Origin of the sequence: Dictyobacter alpinus, assembly GCF_003967575.1 — a bacterium.
Lineage (GTDB): Bacteria > Chloroflexota > Ktedonobacteria > Ktedonobacterales > Ktedonobacteraceae > Dictyobacter > Dictyobacter alpinus.
On the sequence record NZ_BIFT01000002.1, the window covers coordinates 1,457,587 to 1,482,387 of the forward strand.

Annotated in this window: 25 protein-coding genes; 16 read left to right on the top strand and 9 right to left on the bottom strand. The window is 47.4% G+C overall.

Translation table 11 applies throughout. The annotated features are described in order from the left end of the window. The first annotated feature begins 14 nt into the window (after positions 1-14). Together EL633_RS28330 and EL633_RS28335 are read left to right on the top strand one after the other, a co-directional pair. On the top strand, positions 15-710 hold the full coding sequence (locus tag EL633_RS28330; protein ID WP_126630592.1) for a class I SAM-dependent methyltransferase: 696 nt from the start codon (positions 15-17) through the stop codon (positions 708-710). Between the two features lie 216 nt (positions 711-926). Then, positions 927-2,399: a beta-galactosidase gene (locus tag EL633_RS28335; protein WP_126630593.1), complete on the top strand. Its 1,473-nt coding sequence runs from the start codon at positions 927-929 to the stop codon at positions 2,397-2,399. A gap of 181 nt (positions 2,400-2,580) precedes the next feature. Here EL633_RS28335 and EL633_RS28340 read toward each other — a convergent pair whose 3' ends face one another. From EL633_RS28340 to EL633_RS28360, 5 genes are all read right to left on the bottom strand, one after another. Then, positions 2,581-4,428: an ice-binding family protein gene (locus tag EL633_RS28340; protein ID WP_126630594.1), complete on the bottom strand. Its 1,848-nt coding sequence runs from the start codon at positions 4,426-4,428 to the stop codon at positions 2,581-2,583. Between the two features lie 188 nt (positions 4,429-4,616). Further along, on the bottom strand, positions 4,617-4,802 hold the full coding sequence (locus EL633_RS28345; protein WP_126630595.1) for a hypothetical protein: 186 nt from the start codon (positions 4,800-4,802) through the stop codon (positions 4,617-4,619). Next, on the bottom strand, positions 4,795-5,463 hold the full coding sequence (locus EL633_RS28350; RefSeq protein ID WP_126630596.1) for a methionine ABC transporter permease: 669 nt from the start codon (positions 5,461-5,463) through the stop codon (positions 4,795-4,797). Before EL633_RS28350 ends, EL633_RS28345 begins: the two co-directional genes overlap by 8 nt. Continuing rightward, a complete protein-coding gene (locus EL633_RS28355; protein WP_126630597.1) occupies positions 5,463-6,443 on the bottom strand; it encodes a methionine ABC transporter ATP-binding protein in 981 nt (326 codons plus the stop codon). Before EL633_RS28355 ends, EL633_RS28350 begins: the two co-directional genes overlap by 1 nt. A gap of 188 nt (positions 6,444-6,631) precedes the next feature. After that, positions 6,632-7,465 carry a MetQ/NlpA family ABC transporter substrate-binding protein gene (locus EL633_RS28360; protein ID WP_126630598.1) on the bottom strand — a complete coding sequence of 278 codons (834 nt, stop codon included), beginning with the start codon at positions 7,463-7,465 and terminating at the stop codon, positions 6,632-6,634. A gap of 648 nt (positions 7,466-8,113) precedes the next feature. On the opposite strand from EL633_RS28360, the gene EL633_RS28365 reads away from it, so the two are divergent. The 5 genes from EL633_RS28365 to EL633_RS28385 all read left to right on the top strand — a co-directional run bounded on the left by EL633_RS28365 (position 8,114) and on the right by EL633_RS28385 (position 12,827). Beyond that, positions 8,114-8,776 carry an alpha/beta hydrolase gene (locus tag EL633_RS28365; protein ID WP_126630599.1) on the top strand — a complete coding sequence of 221 codons (663 nt, stop codon included), beginning with the start codon at positions 8,114-8,116 and terminating at the stop codon, positions 8,774-8,776. A 379-nt stretch (positions 8,777-9,155) separates the two neighbouring features. Further along, positions 9,156-10,454 carry a zinc ribbon domain-containing protein gene (locus EL633_RS28370; protein WP_126630600.1) on the top strand — a complete coding sequence of 433 codons (1,299 nt, stop codon included), beginning with the start codon at positions 9,156-9,158 and terminating at the stop codon, positions 10,452-10,454. Between the two features lie 313 nt (positions 10,455-10,767). Continuing rightward, entirely contained in the window at positions 10,768-11,211 is a 444-nt protein-coding gene (locus EL633_RS28375; RefSeq protein WP_126630601.1) for a MarR family winged helix-turn-helix transcriptional regulator, read from the top strand. Further along, positions 11,195-11,995 (top strand): ABC transporter ATP-binding protein, encoded by an 801-nt coding sequence (locus tag EL633_RS28380; protein WP_126630602.1) that lies wholly within the window; start codon positions 11,195-11,197, stop codon positions 11,993-11,995. Before EL633_RS28375 ends, EL633_RS28380 begins: the two co-directional genes overlap by 17 nt. After that, the gene (locus EL633_RS28385) at positions 11,952-12,827 is read left to right on the top strand and encodes an ABC transporter permease (RefSeq protein WP_246039282.1); all 876 of its coding nucleotides are present in this window, start codon (positions 11,952-11,954) and stop codon (positions 12,825-12,827) included. The genes EL633_RS28380 and EL633_RS28385 overlap by 44 nt, the downstream gene beginning before the upstream one ends. A 25-nt stretch (positions 12,828-12,852) precedes the next feature. Here EL633_RS28385 and EL633_RS28390 read toward each other — a convergent pair whose 3' ends face one another. After that, complete coding sequence (locus EL633_RS28390; protein WP_161982501.1) at positions 12,853-13,359, bottom strand: nucleotidyltransferase domain-containing protein; 507 nt, start codon at positions 13,357-13,359, stop codon at positions 12,853-12,855. A gap of 260 nt (positions 13,360-13,619) precedes the next feature. On the opposite strand from EL633_RS28390, the gene EL633_RS28395 reads away from it, so the two are divergent. Both EL633_RS28395 and EL633_RS28400 read left to right on the top strand, forming a co-directional pair. Beyond that, positions 13,620-14,240 carry an HdeD family acid-resistance protein gene (locus EL633_RS28395; protein ID WP_161982502.1) on the top strand — a complete coding sequence of 207 codons (621 nt, stop codon included), beginning with the start codon at positions 13,620-13,622 and terminating at the stop codon, positions 14,238-14,240. 43 nt (positions 14,241-14,283) lie between these two features. Continuing rightward, positions 14,284-14,793, top strand: a complete 510-nt coding sequence (locus tag EL633_RS28400) for a cupin domain-containing protein (RefSeq protein ID WP_126630605.1) — start codon at positions 14,284-14,286, stop codon at positions 14,791-14,793. A 117-nt stretch (positions 14,794-14,910) separates the two neighbouring features. On the opposite strand, the gene EL633_RS28405 is transcribed toward EL633_RS28400, so the two are convergent. Next, entirely contained in the window at positions 14,911-15,306 is a 396-nt protein-coding gene (locus tag EL633_RS28405) for a PPOX class F420-dependent oxidoreductase (protein WP_126630606.1), read from the bottom strand. A gap of 540 nt (positions 15,307-15,846) precedes the next feature. On the opposite strand from EL633_RS28405, the gene EL633_RS28410 reads away from it, so the two are divergent. Together EL633_RS28410 and EL633_RS28415 are read left to right on the top strand one after the other, a co-directional pair. Beyond that, entirely contained in the window at positions 15,847-17,427 is a 1,581-nt protein-coding gene (locus tag EL633_RS28410; RefSeq protein ID WP_126630607.1) for an acyl--CoA ligase family protein, read from the top strand. 21 nt (positions 17,428-17,448) lie between these two features. Beyond that, positions 17,449-18,228: an enoyl-CoA hydratase gene (locus tag EL633_RS28415; protein WP_126630608.1), complete on the top strand. Its 780-nt coding sequence runs from the start codon at positions 17,449-17,451 to the stop codon at positions 18,226-18,228. A gap of 123 nt (positions 18,229-18,351) precedes the next feature. On the opposite strand, the gene EL633_RS28420 is transcribed toward EL633_RS28415, so the two are convergent. Both EL633_RS28420 and EL633_RS28425 read right to left on the bottom strand, forming a co-directional pair. Beyond that, positions 18,352-19,884 (bottom strand): sensor histidine kinase, encoded by a 1,533-nt coding sequence (locus tag EL633_RS28420; RefSeq protein ID WP_161982503.1) that lies wholly within the window; start codon positions 19,882-19,884, stop codon positions 18,352-18,354. A gap of 15 nt (positions 19,885-19,899) precedes the next feature. Further along, complete coding sequence (locus EL633_RS28425) at positions 19,900-20,577, bottom strand: response regulator (protein WP_126630610.1); 678 nt, start codon at positions 20,575-20,577, stop codon at positions 19,900-19,902. Positions 20,578-20,776: 199 nt separating this feature from the next. Between EL633_RS28425 and EL633_RS28430 the strand changes: the two genes are divergently transcribed. The 5 genes from EL633_RS28430 to EL633_RS28450 all read left to right on the top strand — a co-directional run bounded on the left by EL633_RS28430 (position 20,777) and on the right by EL633_RS28450 (position 24,703). Beyond that, positions 20,777-21,187: a hypothetical protein gene (locus tag EL633_RS28430; RefSeq protein WP_126630611.1), complete on the top strand. Its 411-nt coding sequence runs from the start codon at positions 20,777-20,779 to the stop codon at positions 21,185-21,187. Continuing rightward, positions 21,187-21,573: a cupredoxin domain-containing protein gene (locus EL633_RS28435; RefSeq protein WP_126630612.1), complete on the top strand. Its 387-nt coding sequence runs from the start codon at positions 21,187-21,189 to the stop codon at positions 21,571-21,573. Before EL633_RS28430 ends, EL633_RS28435 begins: the two co-directional genes overlap by 1 nt. A gap of 189 nt (positions 21,574-21,762) precedes the next feature. Continuing rightward, the gene (locus EL633_RS28440; protein WP_126630613.1) at positions 21,763-22,650 is read left to right on the top strand and encodes a LysR family transcriptional regulator; all 888 of its coding nucleotides are present in this window, start codon (positions 21,763-21,765) and stop codon (positions 22,648-22,650) included. A 177-nt stretch (positions 22,651-22,827) separates the two neighbouring features. Then, positions 22,828-23,553, top strand: coding sequence for an aminoglycoside adenylyltransferase domain-containing protein (locus EL633_RS28445; RefSeq protein ID WP_161982504.1), 726 nt, complete (start codon positions 22,828-22,830; stop codon positions 23,551-23,553). Positions 23,554-23,854: 301 nt separating this feature from the next. Further along, positions 23,855-24,703 (top strand): CHRD domain-containing protein, encoded by an 849-nt coding sequence (locus EL633_RS28450; RefSeq protein ID WP_126630615.1) that lies wholly within the window; start codon positions 23,855-23,857, stop codon positions 24,701-24,703. Positions 24,704-24,801: the final 98 nt, after the last annotated feature.

Consider the following 24,801-nt stretch of genomic DNA (forward strand, 5'->3'; position numbering starts at 1 on the left):
ACGGAATACTATCTATGGATAGCAAACAATTCATCCAACAAGAACTAAACACGCAAGAAGGTTATGCAACATGGGCAGCTTCATATGATCAGGAAGACAATGCTTTAATTGCTCTTGAAGAGGCGTTCGTGGACCAATTGCTGGAACAGGTTACCTATCATAAAGTGCTCGATGTCGGGACGGGTACAGGTCGTTATGCTCTGAAACTGGCACGCAAGGGGGCCAAAGTTACGGCGCTAGACCAATCACCTGAAATGCTGGCAGTTGCACAAAAAGCAGCACAGGCGGAACAACTCCCCATCGATTTTCAGCTAGGCTCGCTCAATAATGATCTTGCTTACGCCAGAGATGAATTTGATCTACTAATAAGCGCGCTGATGCTCTGTCATGTTCAAGATATCCAGCATGCCATCACAGAATTCGCGCGTGTCGTCAAAGTGGGTGGACACCTGCTCATCACCGATTTTCATCCCATGAGTGTAGAGAATGGCTGGCGTACACAATTTGTTCAGACCGGTGTAAAATACCTGCTCCCTACTATGCCCCATTCCGTCAATGATTATCTCAATGCACTTACAAATGCAGGGCTGACTATTCAACAGCTGATAGAATTACCTGTCAAAGACGTGCCAGCAGGTTATATGCCCGCAGAGATTATGCACGCAAACGCCGATCAGCTCTTTTGCCTGCTCATTCTCGCACAAAAATAACCACGGATACCTATGGCCGAATGATACGATTCCTCATAATTAAAGCAGAAAGAACGTATCACCGGCCACCTCTAATCAGCTTACAGCTATTCTTCTTCCGGCTAGCCTACTGTAATCATTCTGAGGTTCACCTACCTGGGTGATGTTTGCCTGGCGCCTCCTCCACTAAACTTTATCCATAACCTACATGAATAGAGCAGAAGATGGGAAGGTCTTATGAAACAAACGAGTGCACAATTTCAAGAACCATCGGAGAATATGCCGATTACACTACCAGGATCAGCTTTAGGCATTGTCTGGTCCTATACGTATGGCTATGAGGATGTAAAGGCGGAGATCTTTATGCCGCAGTTGCGACAGATCGGAGCTGGCATGACACGCATCCTTTTTAGCTGGAATCAATTGGAACCAGAAGAGAAGCGCTTTGATTGGCAGTCACTGGATACCTTTTTACAGCAGCTACAGGCTCCTGAAGAGGCATTGCTCACGCTGAATTCAGCCTCGCTATGGGCAACCAGACAGGCAACAACGCTGCTACCGCCCTCACCCGCAAAGGATTTACAAACATATTATCGCTTTGTACATACGGTGGTCAGTCATTGCCGTGGACGCATACGCTACTGGCAAAACGATAACGAACCGTCTAGTCCACTTTTCTGGGCAGGCACAGTCGAAGAATTCATAGCACAGACAGAAGTTTTTTACCGCGCCGTCAAAGACGCTGATCCAGACGCTATAGTTGTCCTGGGCGGCTGCGATGGCCTTTTTGATCCCGATCAACCAGACGCCGATCCATGGAGTAAGGCTGGCCTGGACTTCTTTAAGCGTGTACTGGCTGAGGCTGCTGATTACTTTGATGTCTTTGATCTCCACTCATATATGGATCCTTATATGCTGCCCGCCCAGATACGCTATCTTCGTCAGCAGATGCGTAGCTACGGCTATGAGAAGCCCATCATTATCGCAGAATACAATGGTCCTGGCTTTACCAGTTTTCCGGTTAACTTGCAGTATATGCACATGATGGGTGACTGGATCACAGGGGCGACCAGTCAGGATACTGGAGGCCAAACACAAAAGATGCAGGAAATTCAACGTACTATGCATGGACTCTATGCACAAATAGCGACACTGGCACCTCAGACACAGATGTTTTTACAGGATTGTTCACCTGCACTGGAACAGAAACGCGCGCGCATCAATTGCCGTGAACTGGTCATCCGCTCTATCCTGGCTCTCTCAGCAGGAGCTCAGAAGACCTTGTATTGGAATTTGTGGGCAGACACGGGCGAGCGCTATGAATTCATGAACTTGATGTTTGGTAAGCATAAATTAATGGATTATGAGGATGGTGAGCTAAAAAAATATTATCCAGCCGCTCAAACATTCCAGCGCATGGCCGCTGCTTTAGCTGATGTACAACAAATCCAGCGACTCTACATCCCAGAAAAGCCAACCATTTATCTCTTTACAGTACAACGTCCTCAACGCTCGCCGCTCTTTATACTCTGGGAGAAACGCGATACCTTCACAGGGGAAGATGCTCCGGCTACATCATTTACCTGGACCAATCAGGCGACTCCAATCACAGCAACAGACATACTTGGGGAAACGATTGCACTGGAAACATTTCAAGGCCACACAATCCTACCGATCAAAGATACACCTGTTATAATTGAATGCCAATAACATCATGAAGTAAAGCGATACGATCATATCCGAAACAAAAGTCCCTGTTTTAATAGCAGGAAGGTATTGTTGGCTTATTAGCGGCACTCTTCCTGTTACATCATCAGGTGGAATGCTTGCTGATTGAAATGATAGAGTATTGTACTTCGTAATACTCTATCATTTCAGGCATAAAATTTCGTTAATGTGATGCTGGATCACTCCCAGTAAGTGGCAAACCGGGCGTCCCATTGCGATGGGAATGTGTCCTATGGGTTGTAGGAGTATTTCCCTCGTTATTATACTCGGTATGGTTTCTGTCATCATTATTATTGTTATTATTATTGCTAACATCGTTGCTGCTTTTGACAGTTTTGTTGTGATCAATCTCCTCATGCTGCTGATTTTGTTGCGCCTCAACGAAAACAGTATCGGTTGCAGTACTATTCACCCCTCTGTTTCCTGGTGTAGCCACAGTGGCTGTATCAGTAATAGCAGGGACGGCATCGGAGGTCAGGATTGCGGTGATAGTAATCGGAGGTAACGACTCACCAGCCCTAACCGGGTATGGTCCCACAAAGGTCGCTGTGATTACCGCTGGACTTGTTGTTGAACTAATTGTAAAGGTCCAGCCAGATCCAGAGGCTTGCAAATTCTTTTCGCCGAGTGGAATAATATCCGAAACGGTAACCTGGTTTGGTGCTACCACAGGACCTGCAGTCTCTGCGTTAGTAACTATGAGCGTATAGGTAACCGTATCACCAACCTGAAACACATAGTCATCAGCGCTATGTTTATCGTCGTTACTGCTCTTGTTGGTGTTCTGATGCATCTTGATAATTGACAGATCGGGTATACGGGGTGGAGCCGGCGTGCCTGTTGGTGTTACCGTTGATGTTACTGTTGGCGTTCCTGTCGGCGTTACCGTTGATGTTCCTGTCGGCGTTACCGTTGATGTTCCTGTCGGCGTTACTGTTGGCGTTCCTGTCGGCGTTACCGTTGATGTTCCTGTTGGTGTCACCGTCGGCGTTCCTGTTGGCGTTACCGTTGATGTTCCTGTCGGCGTCACCGTTGGCGTTCCTGTTGGCGTTACCGTTGATGTTCCTGTCGGCGTCACCGTTGGCGTTCCTGTCGGCGTTACCGTTGGCGTTCCTGTCGGCGTTACCGTTGATGTTCCTGTCGGTGTTACTGTTGGCGTCACCGTCGGCGTTCCTGTTGGTGTTACCGTTGATGTTACTGTTGGCGTCACCGTTGGGGTTCCTGTCGGTGTTACTGTTGGCGTTCCTGTTGGCGTCACCGTTGGGGTCGGCGTCGCACACACAGCTCGATTAATAACGTTAGTGTCTAACGTCACGGCGCCATTGCGGGCATAGAGGCTGCCGTTAGAGGTAGCATTTGTTAAGAAGGAGATAGAGGTGAGGGCCAGAATGTTTCCAGCAAAACTCGTGGTCGTTCCTATCGTTGCCGAACTACCAACCTGCCAGAAAACATTACAGGCTTGAGCACCATTAATCAACACCACATTGGCATTACTCGCCGTAGTGAGGGTACTACCTATCTGAAAGATAAAGACACTTCCAGGATTTCCTTGGCCATTGAGGGTAAGCGTTCCGGTCAATTGGGCAGAAGATGAGAAACAGTATACCCCCGATGTCAGGGTGAGGCCACCAAGATCCTGGCCCGTCAAATTCACATTGCAGGGTTGTCCGGCCGCATTCACGTATGCGATCGCCACATCATTCTGAGCTTGCAGTGCCACCGCATCAGCGGCATGGATAGCACCATTCACAGTTCCAGGCGGAAAACCAGTCACGGCGCTCCCCGGGCTCACGCCAAGATCTCCATTCACAACCGTCGGACCAGTATTGGTTACCGTAGTGCCACCAAGTACGGCAAAACTGGCAGCCGTTCCCAGCGGCGGCTGGGTAGCGTAAGGGCGGGCATAAGCTTGTAGACGAGCAATTGATAAGGGAACAAAGGTGCAAAACAGAAAAAAGAGCACCACACCTGCTAGAATGAAGCCTATATTTGACCCAAAAAATCTTTTCATCAGTCCACTTCTCCAATTAATGTATTTTTTTACTCCTTGAATACAAAAATGGGATATCCTCCAAATAATTGAGCCAAAGGAGTCAGAAAGACATCCGAACCAGAATAGCACCCAAGAGCAAAGAGCAAACAGAGTATTGATTTCTATTCCCTACATAAAGTGTACTGCAACATTATGTTCATCAAATATCAATATAAAAATCTGTAACTATTCAGGACCTTTTCAAGATCAAATACCCCTGCTCTGCTTTGTAGAGCAAAAAAAATCTTGTGCCGTTGCAGAAAGTTGTTGGCACTGCCAACGATTTTCTGCAACGGCACAAGAAAAATCTGGTCGGTGCCTGCGGCATCGACCAGTCCTGAATAGTTATGCATGTCGGGTCATTCTCTGGGCCAGGATGTTACCGATCCATTGAATAATTTGTACAAAAACAATCAACAGTACAACGGTAACGACCATCACCCCTGTCTCAAAACGCTGATACCCATAACGAATGGCCAGGTCTCCCAGGCCACCGGCACCAACAGCGCCAGCAATAGCTGAGTACCCGACCAGACTGATGATAGTAATCGTCACACCCAGGATCAATGAGGGTAACGCTTCAGGAATCAAGACTTTAAGGACGATCTGCCAGCCATTGCAACCCATAGCTTTAGCGGCCTCGACAACTCCTCCATCAACCTCACGCAGCGAGGTTTCGGCAACACGGCCGAAGAAAGGGATGGCCGCAATCGTCAAAGGCACAATGGCGGCATTGGTGCCGATGGTCGTACCAACAACCAGGCGTGTAAACGGCGTAATCGCTACCAGCAGAATAATAAATGGTAGCGATCTACCGATGTTGACAATAAAACCCAGAATCTGATGGAGCCAGGAAAGATGTAAAAGACCATCGCGATCGGTCACGACCAATAATACACCCAGTGGTAAGCCGATCAACACCGTAAAAATGGTTGAAACAATGACCATCAGCAATGTATCCTGGGTAGCCTGCCAGAGATCGGGCAGTAGATATGACCAGTAACTCCAATCCATTACTCATTGACCTCCACACGTAATCCAAGATTGCGCAAATAGTTTAGCGCTGCATCAAACTGACCGCCGACAAATTCTGCCTGCAACTGCCCAATGCGTTGCTCGCCAAATTTTTCGATATTGCCACTTAAAATGTTGACATCAACATCAAACTGACGAATCACATTTGAGAGCACCGGCTCATCCGCGCTCTCACCAGCGAATGAGATCGTCAAAACCCTGGCTCCCGGTTGAGCCGCATAGCTCTGAGGACGAGGGAAAAGACTTCTGGCCAGGCGGGAATCTGGCTGGGCTGCCAGGTCACTGACCCGTCCCTGCTCCACCACTTTACCAGCCTCTAAGATGGCAACGCGATGGCAGATCTGTTTCACCACACCCATCTCATGGGTAATCAACAAAATAGTCAAACCCATACGCTGATTAAGGTCCTGCAACAGTTCTAAAATTGAAAGTGTCGTTTGAGGATCAAGAGCCGAAGTAGCTTCGTCTGAAAGTAACACATCTGGTTTTCCTGCCAGGGCTCGAGCGATACCGACACGTTGCTTCTGACCACCAGAGAGCTGAGCAGGATAGGCCCTGGCACGATTCTCTAAGCCGACCAGCGCCAGTAATTCCTTTACGCGCTCCTGCCGCTGGGCTCGATTATAGCCCATCACCTCTAATGGGAACGCGACATTTTCAGCGATCGTACGTGAACTTAAGAGATTAAAATGCTGGAAAATCATACCAATACGCTGACGTGCCTTGCGCAAAGCAGGACCGCTTAGCGAGGTGATTTCCTGTTCATTGACCACAATTGAGCCAGAAGAAGGACGCTCCAGTAGATTTACACAGCGGATCAGCGTGCTCTTTCCGGCCCCACTCTCTCCAAGTACACCAAATATTTCTCCTTGCGGCACCTCTAAATTCACAGCATCGAGCGCAACGATAGCCTTTTCACCACGACCATACACTTTGCTCACATCATTAATTGTTATCATCACAGCTTCTCCCATGCAAATATCTGATCTTTACGTCCTCTCAATTTTTTATGCATAAAATTTCGCGCCTTTGGAACATAAAAAATTTTTTACTATGGTGCCGTACACCATGCATGGAGGCGCATGATATACAGCACCATAGTAAAAAGGATGGGCGCGTGAGCGCCCGAGTGTAAGCAACAGACAACTTAGAAAGCAGGTATGACCGAACCTTTATATTTGTCTTCAATGAATTTTTTGACTTCAGGAGATGTCAGTAATTTGGCTAATTTGGTCACACCAGGATCATTCTCATGACCTTTTATGACTGCCAATACGTTGGCATAAGGATTGCCCTGGCCTTTTTCCAATGCCAATGCATCTTTATCAGGATTCAGACCAGTCGTAATTGCATAGTTACCATTGATCACAGAAAGGGTCGTATCATCCAATGAACGAGGTAGCTGGGCGGCCTCTAGCTCCTTGATCTGTAGATTCTTAGGATTAGCTGCAATATCGTGGATGGTTGCATCGGTACCCACGCCATCTTTTAGTGTGAGCACACCATTATCAGCCAGTAAATGTAGCGCACGACCACCATTTGTAGCATCATTAGGAATGGCGACCACGGCACCATTGGGAACATCCTTTAAGGTTTTCACTTTATGCGAGTACACACCAAGCGGCTCAATGTGTACTTTCGCGACCGAGACCATATTCATGCCATGCTGCTTATTGAAATCTTCCATATATGGGACATGCTGGAAGAAATTAGCATTAATCTGGCCATCTTTGAGCGCGAGATTTGGCTGCACATAGTCGGTAAACTCGACGATCTGGAGATCCAGACCGGCTTTAGCTGCCAGTTTATCCTTAATGTAACGCAGAATTTCAGCATGAGGAGAGGGGCTCGCACCCACTTTGATCGTGATAGGTCCATTGCCATTGGAGGTACTTGCACTCTGGCTGGATCCCCCACAGGCAGCAAAAAGTGTTGCCAGGAGCGCACACAGAATGACCAGGTTAAGTTTCATCGAACGCATAAGACAGGTTTTCCCTTCTGACAAAAACAAGGTTGGCCAGTTGGCCAGCCCTGAAGATAAACCTGTTGCATGCGAGACACGTTAAGCATGTGGATAAAAGCAGAGTTGTGGACTTTCCGCTTCTCACTATGACTACTCTCATCATCAAGAGTAGTTATCTATATACAATAAAAAAGGGACAATTCCGGATAAGTAGAAATACATTCTCCTCCGAGAATAGGGAAAGTGAGAGGGGTTCTCACTTTCTATCACAACCTCTTCTTCTACTTCTGATCAAGAAATATCCACTTGCAACGTTCAGCCTCACGCAACAGATTTCTGAATGTATAGAAAATCTCTACAACACCAATATTGGTAAACGCCTATATATCAATCATAACAATCTTGATAAATTATGTCAACTATATTATCCTTGCTATTAAATAATACGAAATTTTGCCGCATAGAGGATACGCGGGAAAAAATTGAGCAACGAGGAGAGGATCAGATCCATCAGGACATGACTTTTTACGCTGCAGCGGTTATACTCTCCACAGAAATGTGAATATACATACACGCTCGTAGTTTACGATTGCGTAAAAGTTATCCTTTTTGTAAAACGGAAATCTATGAGTGTGAAACAGAGCGGTACATTTAACGGAGAAGATAATGAATCATCCAACCAATAAAATTACTGGGCCGCACCGTGGTCAACCAGTGCTGATGGCGGGTGAACAACTGGAACAGGCACGCGCAGCAATGATTATGATCCATGGTCGCGGAGCTTCAGCGCAGGATATTCTGGGATTATCGGCGGAACTACCACAGGCTGGCTTTGTCTATCTGGCGCCTCAGGCGGCTAATAACACATGGTATCCCAATAGCTTTCTCGCTCCACTGGCCAGAAATGAGCCTGGACTCTCTTCAGCGCTCTCGGTGATCAGTCAGCTTCTGGAGAGTTTGACGGCGGCAGGCATTACACCCGAGCGTACCATCCTGTTGGGATTCTCACAAGGAGCCTGTCTTTCACTGGAATATGCGGCGCGTAATGCACAACGCTATGGTGGTGTTGCAGGCCTCAGTGGTGGCCTGATCGGTCCTAATGATACCGACCGCAACTATCCAGGCTCTCTGGCAGATACGCCTGTCCTACTCGGTTGTAGTGATCGTGATCCCCATATTCCTAAGGAGCGCGTTGATGCATCCGCAAAAGTTCTCCAGGGTATGGGGGCACAAGTTACGGAACGCATCTACCATAATATGGGCCACACCGTCAATGACGAGGAAATTGAACTGGTAAATGCTATGATGAAACAGTTACTAGAGGCATAAACCCCTTTACTCATCCTGTTTGTAACCAACACTTTAGCTGATCTAGAGGAGGCTGCGTACGAGAAGAGCCAGCCTCCGCTTAGCGTTGGAGGATTTCGCCACTTTTTTCACCATCCCCACCAGGGTCTGGTGCATTCTGGCACAGTATACGGCAAATCTCAGCGTAACAGCACTTCTCTACCTTTTCTCGCTTCCACAATTTATCTTATTCTCCTGGCTTCTACCTGTTAAATAAAGAAATAACCAGCACACAAGGCCAATTTTCGATGCTATAGAATTCCTACCTGGTAGCGTTGATTAGATAGTAGGATTCATATGCAAGCAATGGCCTTTATAAACATCATAATTCTCAATTTATAGTTGATTTGAGGAGAGAACCATGCCAGAGAACATACAGATACCATGTCGCTATTGTGGCACGCCAATCGCAGCAGGACAACGTTTTTGTGCCAATTGTGGTAGGAGTGCTGAAGGAGAGACCAGCAGGCAGACCGCACGCTCGGTAGACGCTGAACCTACAGCACTACCAGGTGGATCCAGTTTTGAAGGGCGAACCCCTCCCCCTCCTCCAATGGGCAGCTTTGAAAGCAATCAGCCACCTGCTTATCGTGCGGATACTCCCATCTATCAACCACAGCAGAATTACCGCTCTGATACCCCAATGCAACAGGCACAGATACCGAGCTATGCGGCCGCCCCGCCGGTCAAAGATTCTTCGCGCGGTGTCCTGAGACAGGTTGGCTGTGGCTTACTAGCGACTATCCTGATAATTCTGGCGCTCTGTGGAGGAGTAAGCTACTTTGCTTATACCCAACTTACAAGGTTGGCCTCCAATACATCCACACAAACGAACAAGACCAATAGTACTTATACGGACGGCACAGCGCCAGCCCCTAAACCTGTGGTTACAAAACTTAATACCAAACCAATCACCTATGCCAGCGTCAATATGATTATTACGGATGTTCAACAGGCCTCAAATTTCACAGATGATACGAACAACACATCTGGAGTACTACGCATCGACCTCAGTGAGGAAAACACTTCCAGCCAGGGTTCATACTACTCGTACGGCGATGCCATGCTCCTGACCTTACCCGACAATACAAGCGTTCATCCACTGGCCGCCAAAAGCTCTCTGGGGCCCGATGCCTCCATTAAACGCACCAACTGGGTGGATTTCGCAGTTCCGATCACAGTCAAACCAGATCAACTTGTGCTGAAAATTGGTACCACCACCGAGTCACAGATCGAGATACCACTGAAGGCTGATGCTGATCTGGCTAAATATCAGCCTGTCACCACGACACCTAATAAACTTGTTCAATATGCAGGCGCTAATTGGACAATTACCGATGCAACCAAGCAACTCAGCTACAATGCCAAGCAGGTAGATAAAGATAGCATTTTTGTGGTGGTAAAATTAAAAATTGATAATACTTCCCAAAAAGATATCTATCCATTTCCTGGCGATACCATGCGTTTGCGCGCTGGCGGCACCACCAATAAACCAGATTCTAATACGCTGAGCTCCAGTATTGCGTCTGGCCAAATGAATTCACGTGGAGAATGTGTCTTTATTATGCCGGCAAATAGCACCGACTTCACATTTGTATTACTCCCCAACGAACTACTCAACACTACCCAGGAAGTTACCACCACATTTCAGATCAAGTAAAGCATAGCATCAACGAGCGTGGTTGGCCAGTTCAGGCCAATCACGCTCAGGGCTTTTTAATTTTCCTCTTCCTGGCGCCTACGGCGCCGGAGTCTGGTGTGGTGTGTGTTCTGTGGGCGGCCGCAGCCGCCCACAGAACACACACCACACCAGAAATACTCTGTATATGATTTGCCTGACAGTTACTCCCGGCTGAAAATTAACAAGCCCTGAATCACGCTCGTCTTTTTATCCAATCAGGGCTTGTTATTCGATATATTCCTATGTATAATTACTTTGAGTATCAAAACAATTGAGTATCAAAGGAACAGATATGACGACCGAGCGTTTAACCGAGGATCTGCTTTTACTGACGCGGCTACTACGTCCTTCACGACATACAGATATGACGCAGCAACAATACTGGTTGCTGCGTCATCTGCGCTGTCATGAGCCACAGGGTATCAGTGAACTGGCACAGGCACTTGGCATTACGACCGGTTCAGCTACCGTTGCCTGCCAACGTCTGGAAAAGGCAGGTTTGATTACCCGTCGACGACAGGAGGACGATGAACGCGTGGTACACGTATCGTTAACTGAGCAAGGACGCCAACAGATCGATGCGGTACGCCAACAAAGACGTGAAGCCTTAACGCATTTGTTACAGGTACTAGATGAGCCTGAACAGCAGGAGTTACAGCGACTGGTCGAACGTTTGCTGGATGCCGCGGAGGCACAAGGATTGGGAGAAATGAAAAAGCATGACAGCCATCATTGAAGTATCTCATCTGGTAAAAAAATTTGCTGATTATGCGGCCGTCAATGATGTGAGTTTTGAGGTAGAGAAAGGTGAGGTGTTTGGTCTACTGGGTCCAAATGGAGCCGGTAAAAGCACGACGATCAAAATGCTCACGACGCTACTCACACCCACAGCTGGCCAGGCACGGGTCAATGGCTTTGATATTATGCATCAAACCACAGCGGTCCGCCATAGTCTTGGTTATGTCCCTCAGGCCTTATCAGCCGATGGGAATCTGACCGGCTATGAGAATTTGCTGATCTTTGCCAAACTGTATGATCTACCTCGCGCCGGTCGCGATGCCCGTGTCAATGAAGTCCTCTCGTTTGTTGGATTAACGGATGCTGGCTCACAGCTTGTGCGTCACTATTCAGGTGGCATGATTCGCCGTCTGGAAGTGGCCCAGGCCCTGCTCCATCAGCCACAGGTACTCTTTCTGGATGAACCAACCGTGGGGCTGGATCCAATCGCTCGTCAGGCCATCTGGGAGCATTTGATGCAACTGCGCGAGGAATCCAATATGACGATCTTCTTAACTACCCACTCGATGGAGGAGGCCGATAGTCTGTGTACCAGGATCGGCATCATGCATCGGGGAAAAATCGCGGCTATCGGCACACCAGATGAATTGAAGGCGGTTGTGGGTGGTGAACATGTTACCTTGAACGATGTTTTTGTCCATTTCGCAGGCGATGCACTGGAGTCAGGAGGAAGCTACCGTGAAACTTCACGAACACGACGTACAGCACGAAGACTTGGCTAGGACGAATGCGCAGGTCCTTTCAACACATCAAGCGCAATCTCCCATTGCGATACTGACAAACTTTGTCCGCAAGACCATTACCATTGCTGAATGGGAGGTACGCAAGATACGCCATGATGCCACGGACCTGGTGATGCGTGCCATCCAACCAGCGCTGTGGATTCTTGTCTTCGGCGAAGTATTTACGCGTATCCGAGCCATTCCAACCGGAAGCAGCAATGTAAGCTATCTAGAATTTATGGCGCCAGGAATCCTGGCCCAAAGCGTCCTCTTCATTGCTATCTTCGCGGGTATCGCCATTATCTGGGAACGTGATTTGGGCGTCATCCATAAATTCCTGGCCAGTCCTACTCCTCGTGGCTCCCTGGTCCTGGGCAAAGCACTCTCCTCAGGGATTAGAGCCCTGCCACAGGCGATTGTGATTTATCTACTGGCACTTATCCTTGGCGTTAAAATGAACTTTAATCCACTGGCATTGCTAGGCGTCCTACTTTTTGTGGTTGTCGGTGCTGGCTGCTTCTCAACCTTCTCGCTGATCATAGCCTGCCTGCTCAAAACACGAGATCGCGTCATGGGCATCGGACAGGTACTCACGATGCCCATGTTCTTTGCCAGTAATGCTATCTATCCCATCAGCATCATGCCAGACTGGCTACAGGCTATCGCCCATATCAATCCACTCACCTATGTTGTGGATGGACTGCGCTCATTGATGCTGGCCGGGACACCTCTGAATATAATCAATGTCGGTCGCGACTTTGGTATTCTCCTTGCCGTAACCATTGTCCTCGTCTCGCTGGGAGCGATGCTTTATCCCCGCATCGTCCAATAAAAGAGAGTCGCACATCCTGAACGTTTTAGCTCTGATAGTGCGGTGGCAATTCCAGCTGAAAATGGGATCCCAGCAGCCCTAGATCATGCCGATCCTTTTCAGCTGGTTCATAGCCAGAATGACATAAGATTTGAGCCTCAGCATCTATACAAGGCACAGCCTGCCCATCAATTATGCCTGTACCCTCAAAACAGTTAACAGGATAATGAAATAAGCTACTATCTTGCAGCTGCTGCACACCGTCGCCTTGCTCATCAATAAAAATCGGATGAAAATCAATACTATGGCCCGCCTCATCCTGCATCACAAAACGCGTTGGAAATTCATCCTCAGTAATCCGATATCCAGCTTTCTCCAAAGTACCATGCGCCAGATCCGCTTGCGTTAACAAGACCACCACATCCACATCCATGTGCTCGCGTGTCTGCTTGCCCACTAACGCATCTATCCCCCAGCCACCATCCAGCCAGACAGAAACTCCTGCCGTCTTCAACATGGTTAAGACAGTCAATACATCATGCGCATACATCATAAATATTACCTCTGAGATTCTTTTTATAGGCCTCAGCATATAGTATACAATGGTACGCAATAAATCTCACATCATCTATATTCTATCAATTTATACAATAAACACAATCTACTCACATCGTTTGCCTCTGCATCGCATTTTTCAACCATTTGGAGGATACTCTACCCGCAGGTAGCATGCTATATTTCCACTGAGAGATAAGGTAATTCTTAGCATAGAACAAACGAGGAATGGAGTACCAATTTTTAGGGAGAGCAACCATGCAACGCTACATTAATTCTATCCGCTCAAGCACAACCTGGTGGGTCGTGCTCCTGCAAGGAATTCTTGCTATCGTTATCGGTATACTGATATTACTTGGTCCGTTCAAGTTCGCCATCTTCATGGTACGTTTACTGGGAGCTTACCTGTTTGTCTCCGGATTGCTGCAATTTTTCAATATGTTCCGTCGTAAAGAGTATCCAGGGCCAGAAATTTTGTTAGCTTCGACAGGGCTGCTGGCAGGACTGCTGATTATGCTCTTCCAACTCTGGAGCGTGGTCCTTTTGCCACCTATCGCACTACTCATAGGGGCTGTACTGGGCATTGCTTATGGCATTATGCAGATTATCCAGGGTTTCACTGGTGAGGGCATAGATAATGTTGGGGTTGGCCTCCTCAGTACAGTCATCGGGCTCATTCTGCTTACACTCATTGTACCTGTAGGGGCTCTTTTCTCAGTCTCACTTGCCGTACTGCTATTAGCCACACCTTTAATCGTGGCTATTTGTGGGATTGTGATTGGAGTTTTCTTGATTGTGCGGGCCTTACGTATGCACCGTGAACCAGCTATTAGCGAGCGACCACCAGTCATGGAGGCGGTGCAAGAATGGTCTGAATAAGGGTACTTCTTGCCTGTAAATCTCCTGAAAAAAGGATATTGAGATGACAAATGATGTCCGCCAGCCAGCGATGATACCTTATGCGCGCAACATCCATACTACGTCAGGGCAGGGAAAGCCAGGAATGGCCAGCTATACCTATCTGGCAACCACCGAAGATACCATGGGACAACTTACTATGGGTGAAGCACTTATACAGAAGGGATGGGAGCCACCGCCACATACCCATACAAGAGAGGATGAAGCATTCTACATTTTAGCTGGTTCAATCACCTTCTATGTTGATAGCCAGATCATTTCCGCTTCAGCAGGAAGCTTTGTCTGGTTACCTCGTTATCTTCAACATTGCTTTGTTCTCAACACTGAAACTGCACGTGTACTTATCCACATTATGCCAGCCGGTCTGGAGCGCTACTTTGCCCTGATGGACCAGTTATTTCAGCAGGAACACGTCCAACCAGGATATCTCACGCCCCAGGCAGCCCAAAAGTGGCAGGAACTTTCACAGCAATTTGGTATTACTCTTAACTTCAAAGAGAAAGGCCAGCAATAATAGCACTTGTTTGTCACCTGGCAGAAACGTGCTGAAATTATTATGTGACACAAAAACGTGCGATACCTCTATAGTTTTCATGTAGAGGTATCGCACTAAAGCAGTCAGGCTTGATGATTACCTGGCAGTAGGCTCAATAGTGATATAGACGCGATCAGGTGTTTCATCACCAACGATGCGCAGGAATGCCTCGCCATATTTACGTTCCAGGGCCGCACGAGCAGCGGGACGCTCTTCGAGCGCGGCATCACGGCCAACACCAGCAACTTCTGGTTCACCGAGCAGATTACCAACCCGATCCGACGGCGTCATGGTAACACGGCCAGTTGCACGCACGCGCTTGATCTTGCCCGCATCCTTAGAAGTAGTGATATACACTTTCCCATCTTCATAAGCAAACCAGACAGTAGTCGGAACCGGAGTCCCATTTTTACGATAGGTAGTCAACACCACAAAGTCGTGTGTCGCCAGAAAAGCAAATGGATCTTGAGTATGAATCTCTTGTGATGCCATAAATACAAAAACTCCTCTATACACATACAGGAAACCAATAACCTCTGTTGGCTGCTTGATTCCCCTTAATATACGAACAAAATAAGCTCAATCAACAGACGCCTCCAAACTCAACTATGGATAACGCCAGCAGTAATTCAAACATAATAGTAACGCCAATTATTTCATTTCTGTCAGACTAGTGCTTTGTGTACCCGCTACGCGGGCGCGAGGAGGAGGTTACGGGGACACAGCTCCCGAACCCCCGGTCAAGGGGCTCGCCGCTTGATCATGCCCTCAGCATGCTCGCTTGCATCCCCACCTGATACATGAGCCGAGTCGGACCACTAGAAACATATAACTATTAATGAGGCGGAAAATGGCGAGGCCGGCGCGCCGGCCTCGCCATTTTCCGCCTCATTAATAAGTGAGCGCCGCAGGAGCGAAAAGTCAACCATAAAACTTGCACGCGGCATCAGATTAAGAAACTTGATGAGACATAGCGTATAATAAAGGTACAATGACGATTGGTGTTTACCTTCCCTGAGAAAGGTCAAAGAGATGACACAGAAAGTCTATCGCACCGAATTAACACCATTGAGTTTTCTTGAACGTAGTGCTTTGATATTTCCTCATAAGACAGCTGTCATCCACGAAACGCGCAGCTATACCTATCAAGAGTTCGCAGAACGTGTGTATCGACTGGCATCTCATCTACGTGCGCTAGGTATGCAAAAACACGATCGCGTCGCCTTCCTCTGTCCCAACATTCCAGCCCTATTGGAAGCCCATTATGCCATTCCAGCCGCAGGCGGAATCCTGGTTGCGATCAATAATCGCTTGAGTAGCCATGAAATTGAATTTATTTTACAGCACTCTGGTAGCAAATATCTGTTTGTCGACCATGAATTTGCACCTTTAATTGAAGAACTTCCCCTGGAATATCTGGCTCAGATTATCCGTATTGAGGATACCGGAAGCTCAGAAGATCCTTACGAGCAATTTCTGGCGGCCGGTTCTCCTGAACCAATTGAGAGTTGGCTGGAAGACGAAGAGGAGACCATTTCCATTAATTATACCTCCGGTACCACAGGCAATCCCAAAGGTGTGATGTACACATATCGTGGAGCTTATCTGAATGCGCTCTCTGAAGTTATTGAAACAGGCATCAATAGCAGTAGCATCTATTTATGGACATTGCCCATGTTTCACTGCAATGGCTGGTGTTTTACCTGGGGGGTGACAGCCGTTGGCGCCACCCATGTTTGTCTGCGCAAGGTTGATCCCAACCGTATCTGGGATCTGTTTGAGCAGGAGCAGATTACCCATTATAATGGAGCACCAACCGTACACATCTTCCTGGTCAACCATCCTAAAGCTCATCGCCTGGAACACCAGATTACTGTTACCATCGCAGGCGCGCCTCCATCACCGACACTCTTAGGACAACTCAAAGAGCTCAATATCCGTCCCATCCATGTTTATGGACTGACCGAGACATATGGTCCTTATACTGTTTGTGAATGGCAACCAGAATGGGAAGAATTATCAGCTAGCGAGCAGGCTCGTTTGCTGGCCCGTCAGGGACAGGGATATGTGACGGCGGAGCGCGCCCGCGTGGTTAGTCCAGATATGCAGGATGTGCCACACGATGGACAGACCATGGGTGAGGTACTGATGCGCGGCAATAACGTAGCTAAAGGCTATTTTGAGAATCCTGAGGCTACGGCAAGATCTTTTGAAGGGGGCTGGTTCCACTCTGGCGATATCGGTGTCTGGCATGCTGATAGCTACATTGAGCTGCGGGACCGCGCCAAGGATGTCATCATCTCAGGAGGCGAAAACATCTCCACCATCGAAGTTGAACAGATCCTTGTCCAACATCCAGCTGTCCTGGAGTGCGCGGTAGTGGCGATTCCAGATGAGGTGTGGGGCGAGCGGCCCAAGGCTTTTGTAACTCTTAAACCAGAAAAAACGGTAACTGAAGAAGAACTGATCGCCTTTTGTAAAACGAAGCTGGCCCATTTCAAATGTCCGACCGCCGTCGAATTTGGCTTGCTACCCAAAACTTCGACCGGCAAAGTTCAAAAGTATGTCCTGCGCGATAAAGCCTGGGCGGGCAAAGAGAAGCGTATCAATTAACAGGATGTAAGGAGCACTACAATGGAATACCAATTAATAGCTGTAAGTTATGAAGATAGTCTGGCCACGATTACGATGAATAATGTGAAGCGGCGTAACGCGCTCTCACTGGCACATATGCAGGAACTGATCAGCGCTTTTCGCGAGGTAGGTGAGAGCCAGGCCCGTGGAGTGATGCTGGCAGCCAATGGCGCGGTCTTTTGTTCGGGACATGATCTCTCGGAAATGGTGGATCAAGATCTGAACTTTATGGAGCGCTTACTGGAAACCTGTACAACCCTGATGAATACGATTCAGGAGATTCCACAGCCAGTGCTGGCACGTGTGCATGGGATTGCAACTGCAGCTGGTTGTCAGCTGGTCGCGACCTGTGATCTGGCGGTAGCCTCACATAATGCCAGCTTTGCAACCCCCGGCATCAAAATAGGCTGGTTCTGTACGACACCGATGGTTGCCTTGAGCCGCAATATCGGCCGCAAACGTGCGCTGGAGATGCTGCTGACAGGAGATCCCATTGACGCCCGGACCGCAGCTGACTGGGGATTAATCAATCGCGTGGTTGCCCCTGAACAATTACATGCAGAGGCGCAAAACCTGCTTGCGGCAGCTACCAGCAATAGTTTTAACGCCCGTTGTATTGGCAAGCAAGCTTACTATACACAAATAGACATGCCACAGCCCCAGGCCTATCAATATGCACAGGGTGTCATGGCATCGGCCTCGCAGATACCTGACGCCAACGAAGGTATGCATGCCTTCCTGGAAAAACGCCAACCCAACTTTGACCAACACGGTGAGTAAGAGAAGCTATGTATCCAGTATGTAACACAAAAGTGCGGGTGGTGACCACCCGCACTTTTGTGCAGTTATTACAATAGAAAAGCAGCATGACGAGAGCATGAAACTCTGACACTATTTCTGTCATCAATTTGTCATAAAGGTTACTTCATCATTATCTGACTTGCCAGCAACTACAGTATCTTGCAACAGTGGCAAACGAATTTCAAAGGTTGCCCCCATGTTCACCTGGCTGTGTACCTGAATCTGACCATCATGCGCCTCAACAATCCATTGTACAATCGAAAGGCCGAGTCCAATCCCGCCAGATTCCTGGCCGCACACCCTTGTTGTTGAAGCATCATGTGGCTTGCGCGTACGAGCTTTGTCGGCACGGTAAAAGCGTTCGAATAAATAAGGGACATGCTCATCAGCGATACCAGGACCATCATCCTGCACACGCACAACGGCCCAACGATCCTGTTCGCAGGACAGCTCAACATGCACACGCTGTCCGATTCCACTGGTATACTTGATCGCATTTTCAATCAGATTGATCAACATCTGCTTAAGATACTGTGTGTCACCCTGTACAATGAGTTCAGGTAGCTCACCAGTGGCCAGATTGATCTGGTGCTGGCGAGCCAGGGGTAGCAAGCGTTCAACACTGGCCAGAGCAATATCACTTAAATCCAGAGCTTGTCGCTGCAATAGCGTCTGCCCGCTATCGGCGCGTGCCAGCAAGAGCAGACTATTCACGATCTGGGCCATCTGCCCATTTTCTACCTGGATAGCTTCAAGTACCTGCCGATATTCCAGTGGGGTTTCGAATTGGGTTAGAGCTCGATTGATCTCCAGGTCAATGATAGTCAGTGGGGTACGCAACTCATGGCTGGCATCGGCTGTAAACTGCGTCTGCCGCTTAAAAGCTGCTTCCAGACGACCCAACATTTGATCGAAGGTCGCCGCCAGTTCACCAAACTCATCTCGTCGCCGCAAATCCAGGCGCCGACGTAGATCGGTTGCATTAATCTCTCTGGCAGTACGCGTAATCATTTTGACAGGACGCAGCGCCTTTCCAGCCAACCAGTAGCCGCCAATAGCTGCAGCCAGCAATCCCATAGTGCCATGAAAGAGCCAGATGCTCACAATCGAGACCGCAAATTCTTTAGGTAAACCAATAATCATGGTCGCTACACGTGTATTTTGATTGAGCAAAGGCGTAATCAGGACCCGATACTGACCATCCATATTATGCCAGTTGGTATGTTGAGACTGTGGGATGGAAACATCAATGGTAGGTTGGTTATTATCCACCCTATTCTGCAACTGCTGTACGGCGGTCTGTGGTAGAGTACCCTGTTGATCAAATACGCTTTTATCGGGGCGTAGCAAAAGTACAAATTCTCCCGAAGATAGAGGTGTATATAGAGTTCCCGGTGACTTACCGTCCGTGATTGCTTGCTGATAAGTGCCAGAAATTTTCCGGGCATCCTGATATAATTGTATTTCTAAACGACTATTTACTGTATTAACGTTGAGGAATGTCTCGGTAGCATAGAGACTACCACCGAATATAATCATTATAAAAATCATGATGCCCAGATACCATAAGGTCAGGCGCACTCTAACGGTTGAGCTAAATGTGTAAAGAACAGAAAAGATATTTCGCCGTTTCATAGCTTCCATGAGCTCCTACACTTGTGGTGGGGCCAGACGATAACCGATACCACGAATAGTTGTCAATAACTTGACTTGAAAAGGATCATCAACCTTGCGGCGCAGACGCCGCACATAGACATCTATTACATTTGAGCTACACTCAAAATCATAATTCCAAATATGCTGCTCAATCATATCGCGCGTCACGACTTGATTAGCATGGTACATAAAGTACTCTAGTAGCGCAAATTCTTTGGGTGTTAGATCCAGTACACGTCCATCGCGTTCCGCGCTATGTGTAACTGGATCAACAATCAAATCGCCTATTTCTAGACGCCCACTGGTATAGGGATGATTACGCCTGAGTAGAGCACGCAACCGTGCCAGCAACTCACGCATAGCAAACGGCTTGGCCAGATAATCATCTGCGCCATAATCTAGCCCGCGCACCCGATCATCGACGCTATCACGAGCAGTTAACAGCAGAATCGGAGTATGAATGCGACGGCGGCGCAGATCTCGACACACCTCCAGGCCGTCCTTTTCAGGCAAAAGGATATCCAGAATAATCAAGTCATATGGCGTCAATTCAGCCAGATCCTGACCCTCTTGCCCATCAAATGCGGTATCAACACTATAGCCCTCATGAGCAAGATTCATTTGCAACGAACTATTCAGGCGATGATTGTCTTCAACTACCAGGATGCGCATAGGCCAGGCTTCCTCTCACGCTATGGATCTCAATAAAAATCCTGCTGTAATCCTCATGATAATCATTATTGCATAACAAGATGACAAAACAATGACAAAAATTGGTAGTTAAGTTCATAGATATGTCATGTAAACCAGCTACACTAACGCCATAGCTAGAAACAAGCAGATTACATAATAAAAAAGAAAAGGATTTTATATGACAACACGCATCATACAAATTATTGTAGGCATCGCTGGACTGGCGGCTTTAACCCTGGGGTTACTGTACTGGATTGCAAACATTAATCTGGCCAACATCCATATGCTGTTTGGCCTGCTTGTCGCGATAACGTTGCTGGTCATGAGTAGTATTGCCGTAAGTACGCGCGCGTTGAGGTTGCAGGGGATAATCGGCATCATCTATGCACTCCTGGTACCCGTCTTTGGTCTTACTCAATCCACGATCCTACCAGGCTCACTCCACTGGTTGATCCAGACTGCCCATATGCTCGTTGGTATTGGTGCTATGCTGTTTACTGGCTGGATGGCGACTCGCTATAAAGTACTGAAACAACCAACCACCCAATCAGATGCTGCAACACAGTTCGCTCGTTCTGGAAGTAGATAATGAAAAAAAGAGTACTTGCACTCCTGGGGCTATGCATCACCACAACATTGCTGCTGGTAGCATGTGGAACAACTACTGCTGATAGCGGCAATGCAGCCAACCAGGTTCATATGGATAATACCAGTTTTACCCAATTAGCGATAACTATTCACAAAGGAGATAGCATTACCCTGGTCTCCGATACCATTATTGGCCACACTATCGCCAACGGCACCTGGAAAGATGGGAGCGCGCAACCAGGCAGAGACTCAGGCGCGCCAGCAATCAACAATATCACCATCGGCGGCAACAACTCCGGCTCAGTCGGCCCATTTAATACAGCAGGAACATATAAACTCTATTGTACCGTCCATAGTGGAATGAATCTAACAGTTATTGTCAACTAAGTCTGTAAAACACTATAACACACTGAAAAGTCCAGCTGGCCTGTTGAAGATCAGGCCAGCTGGACTTTTCAGTATCACCTGCTCAATATATTTATAAGAAGAAGACCCGAGATCCTTTTCAAGAGCAATATAAAATTGACTATAATAGATATTGACATTTCTGATGGAAATAGAGGCACTGGAAACATAATGGATCTTCATCAATTACAGGCCTTTGATCAAGTTATACAGCAAAAAAGTTTTAGTAAGGCCGCGCGTCGTTTGGGTATATCACAACCCACAATTAGTCTACGTATTCAGGCTCTGGAACAAGAGTTGGGGGATACATTATTTGTTCGTGGTGGAAAACAATTGCAACTAACACAATTGGGTAGAAATTTCATACCATATGCACTTCAGGCGCTGACCGCAATGACATCTGGCCTTCAGGTCGCTCAAGACACTATTCAAGGCAGAAAAGGCCAGTTTATGCTGGCAACGCTACCAGCATTGACAACCAGTTTCTTTGCAGCAACCCTGGCACGACTACGCCATGCTCATCCAGCTTTAGATATTGCGGTCCATACAGGCCATACACAACAAATTGTAGAAATGCTTCACGATGGCCTTGTCGAATTGGGGTTGGTTGTAGGACCATTTTTTTCACCTGCTATGGTTCCTATTCTGCAACTTAAAGAGCCATTGATGGTTATCGCCCACGCTAGCCATCCACTTGCTAAAAAAGAACGGGTAACCCTGGATGATCTGCAAACCGCCAGCAATCCTTTCTTCCAGATTGATTGGAGCCTGGAAGCACGTTACTGGCAAAGAAATGTTCAATCCACCAGGCTAGCAAACATCGAGGTACCACCCCATACAGCATATGAACTACTCATGAGTGGCATTGGTACCGCTCTCCTGACACACTCATTTGCCCACCATGGAATTCAAGCAGGCAACCTGGTCGAACTTCCGGTAGACGACTTACCTGCACTGCAAAGAGAATGTGTATTAATACGCCATGAACGCGAAGCATCTCTCTCGCTCGCCGCCAATGACTTTATTCGCATCTTACGCGAAGAAACACTGCTATTGTGATAGTTAACTGCATTCTCAGCATAATTGCCAGGATTGTATATAGTAATAATGATACGCTGGCAGAGTTGCCAGATGGAAAAGAAAGGATACGGTATCAATTTGGCTCAATATAGTTGGGCATCCTGCCCTGTTTCTACGCGTGTACAGGTCAATACGTTTTGTGAAGGTTTACAAACCATGCTCACCACAAATCTTATAGGGATCTATCTCCATGGATCTTTAGCGATGGGATGCTTTAATCCTGAGCGTAGCGATATTGATCTGCTGGTCGCCGTTCAGCATACACTGAGCGTTTTTGTCAAACGCCAATTGATTACCCTGCTGCTGGAAAGCTCACAACAACCTCATCCTATTGAAATCAGCTTTCTGAATAATGAACAACTCAATCCATATCAACATCCAGTACCCTTCGACCTGCATTATAGCGAAAGCTGGCGTGAACACTATCAGACAGAGCTTATCAACAATACCTGGCAACGCTGGAATGATAGACAAGCGACCGATACAGATCTGGACGCTCATCTCACCATCCTTCGCAATCGCGGCATTACCCTCTATGGACAAGAATATCAGATAACATTCCCAGTGATTCCTAGTAATTACTATGTTGAGTCCATCCTTAATGACTATTATGGGGAGCGCGCAGAAAAGCAACACAATTCAGTGTATTTTATCCTCAATGCGTGCCGTATCCATGCCTATCTTCAAGCCAGACATATTTACTCAAAAGATGAAGGAGGAATCTACGGCCTGACCACATTTCCCGTGCAATTTATTCATCCTATCACTCAAGCACTTGATATCTATCGCGGTCGTATACCTGCACGTCCATTTGAAGACGCAATCCTGGATACCTTTGCCGACTATATGGACAACTATATACAGGCATGGCAACAAGCATAAACATCTCAATAGTTCTTACTTCCTGTATCCTGGACATTAAGTGATATTGATAATTGCATTTCAAAAGCTGGCGGTCCAATGTATGTCAGAAACAGCTTAACTTGCTCCCCGAATCAGGTATCTAAGTCGGCATCTAGAGCCAGCAATAGTAAAGACGCAGTAAAATTGAACGGAAACTGATGCATCTGAAAATACCGCTCCTGTTGCTCCTAAATACAATTGCTCACATTGCAACATAAAAAAACAAACAGACATAATAGTAACGGATGTCATTATCGTCATGAAGGATAAGGAGCCAGGTATGTCTTTAAAATCTTCAATGCGAACAGGAAAAACGAGAGGTGCTGGTATCTCTGTGCTAACGTTAATCCTCTTACTGGTAAGCTTAGCAGTATTCCCAGGCGCGGCCTATGCTAAAACCAAGGATGCTAGCGTAGGGTATGCCAGCCTGGCTCATAGTCCCACTGGTAACGTCCATCTTAGTTATAATGCCACCACGAAAACGTTGACCGTCACTACCACTCTTATCGGGCTAGCTCCCAGCAGTATTCACCCGGCCCATATCCATGAAGGCAACTGCCAGAATCCAAATGATCCCGTCAAGTATAGTCTGCAAAATGTAGTCAGCGATATGACAGGTCAGGCCAAAACAACGACCATAATCAAAAATGTCCCTGATGGCATACCCGCCAGCGGTTGGTTAATCAACGTTCATAACGGGCCGAAACTCCAGCCGGAAGATCAATATACACCGATCGCTTGCGCCACTATTCTCAATACCGATGCAGCCAACGAAGTCAGTGCCCCCTTGGGACCAACCACCAGTCCTAACGAAAATGCGATTGGGAATAGTAAGCTCAGTGTTGAAGGTAAAGTCCTGACCGTCACTTTGAATGTAAGTGGATTAGCGCCAAACAGTACTCATGCCGCGCATATTCATGCCGGAGATTGCAACTATACGAAACAGATCCTCTACGATTTAAGTCCACTCCAGGCCGATAGTCAGGGAAACGCCACAAAAACAATGTCATTCAATGGTGTCGCTGGTATCCCTGCCACTGGCTGGGACATCAATATTCATTACACAACCGATCTCTCAACCCAGACCGGTTTCAATCCAATCTTATGTGGAAACATCACAACGAGTTGACGCTACCATCCTTGTATGGTACAGAGGGCGATTCTCCTCTGTACCATACAGAAGTACTTTTCTGCTAGTATTAAGCGAAATATACAAATAGTCCCCAA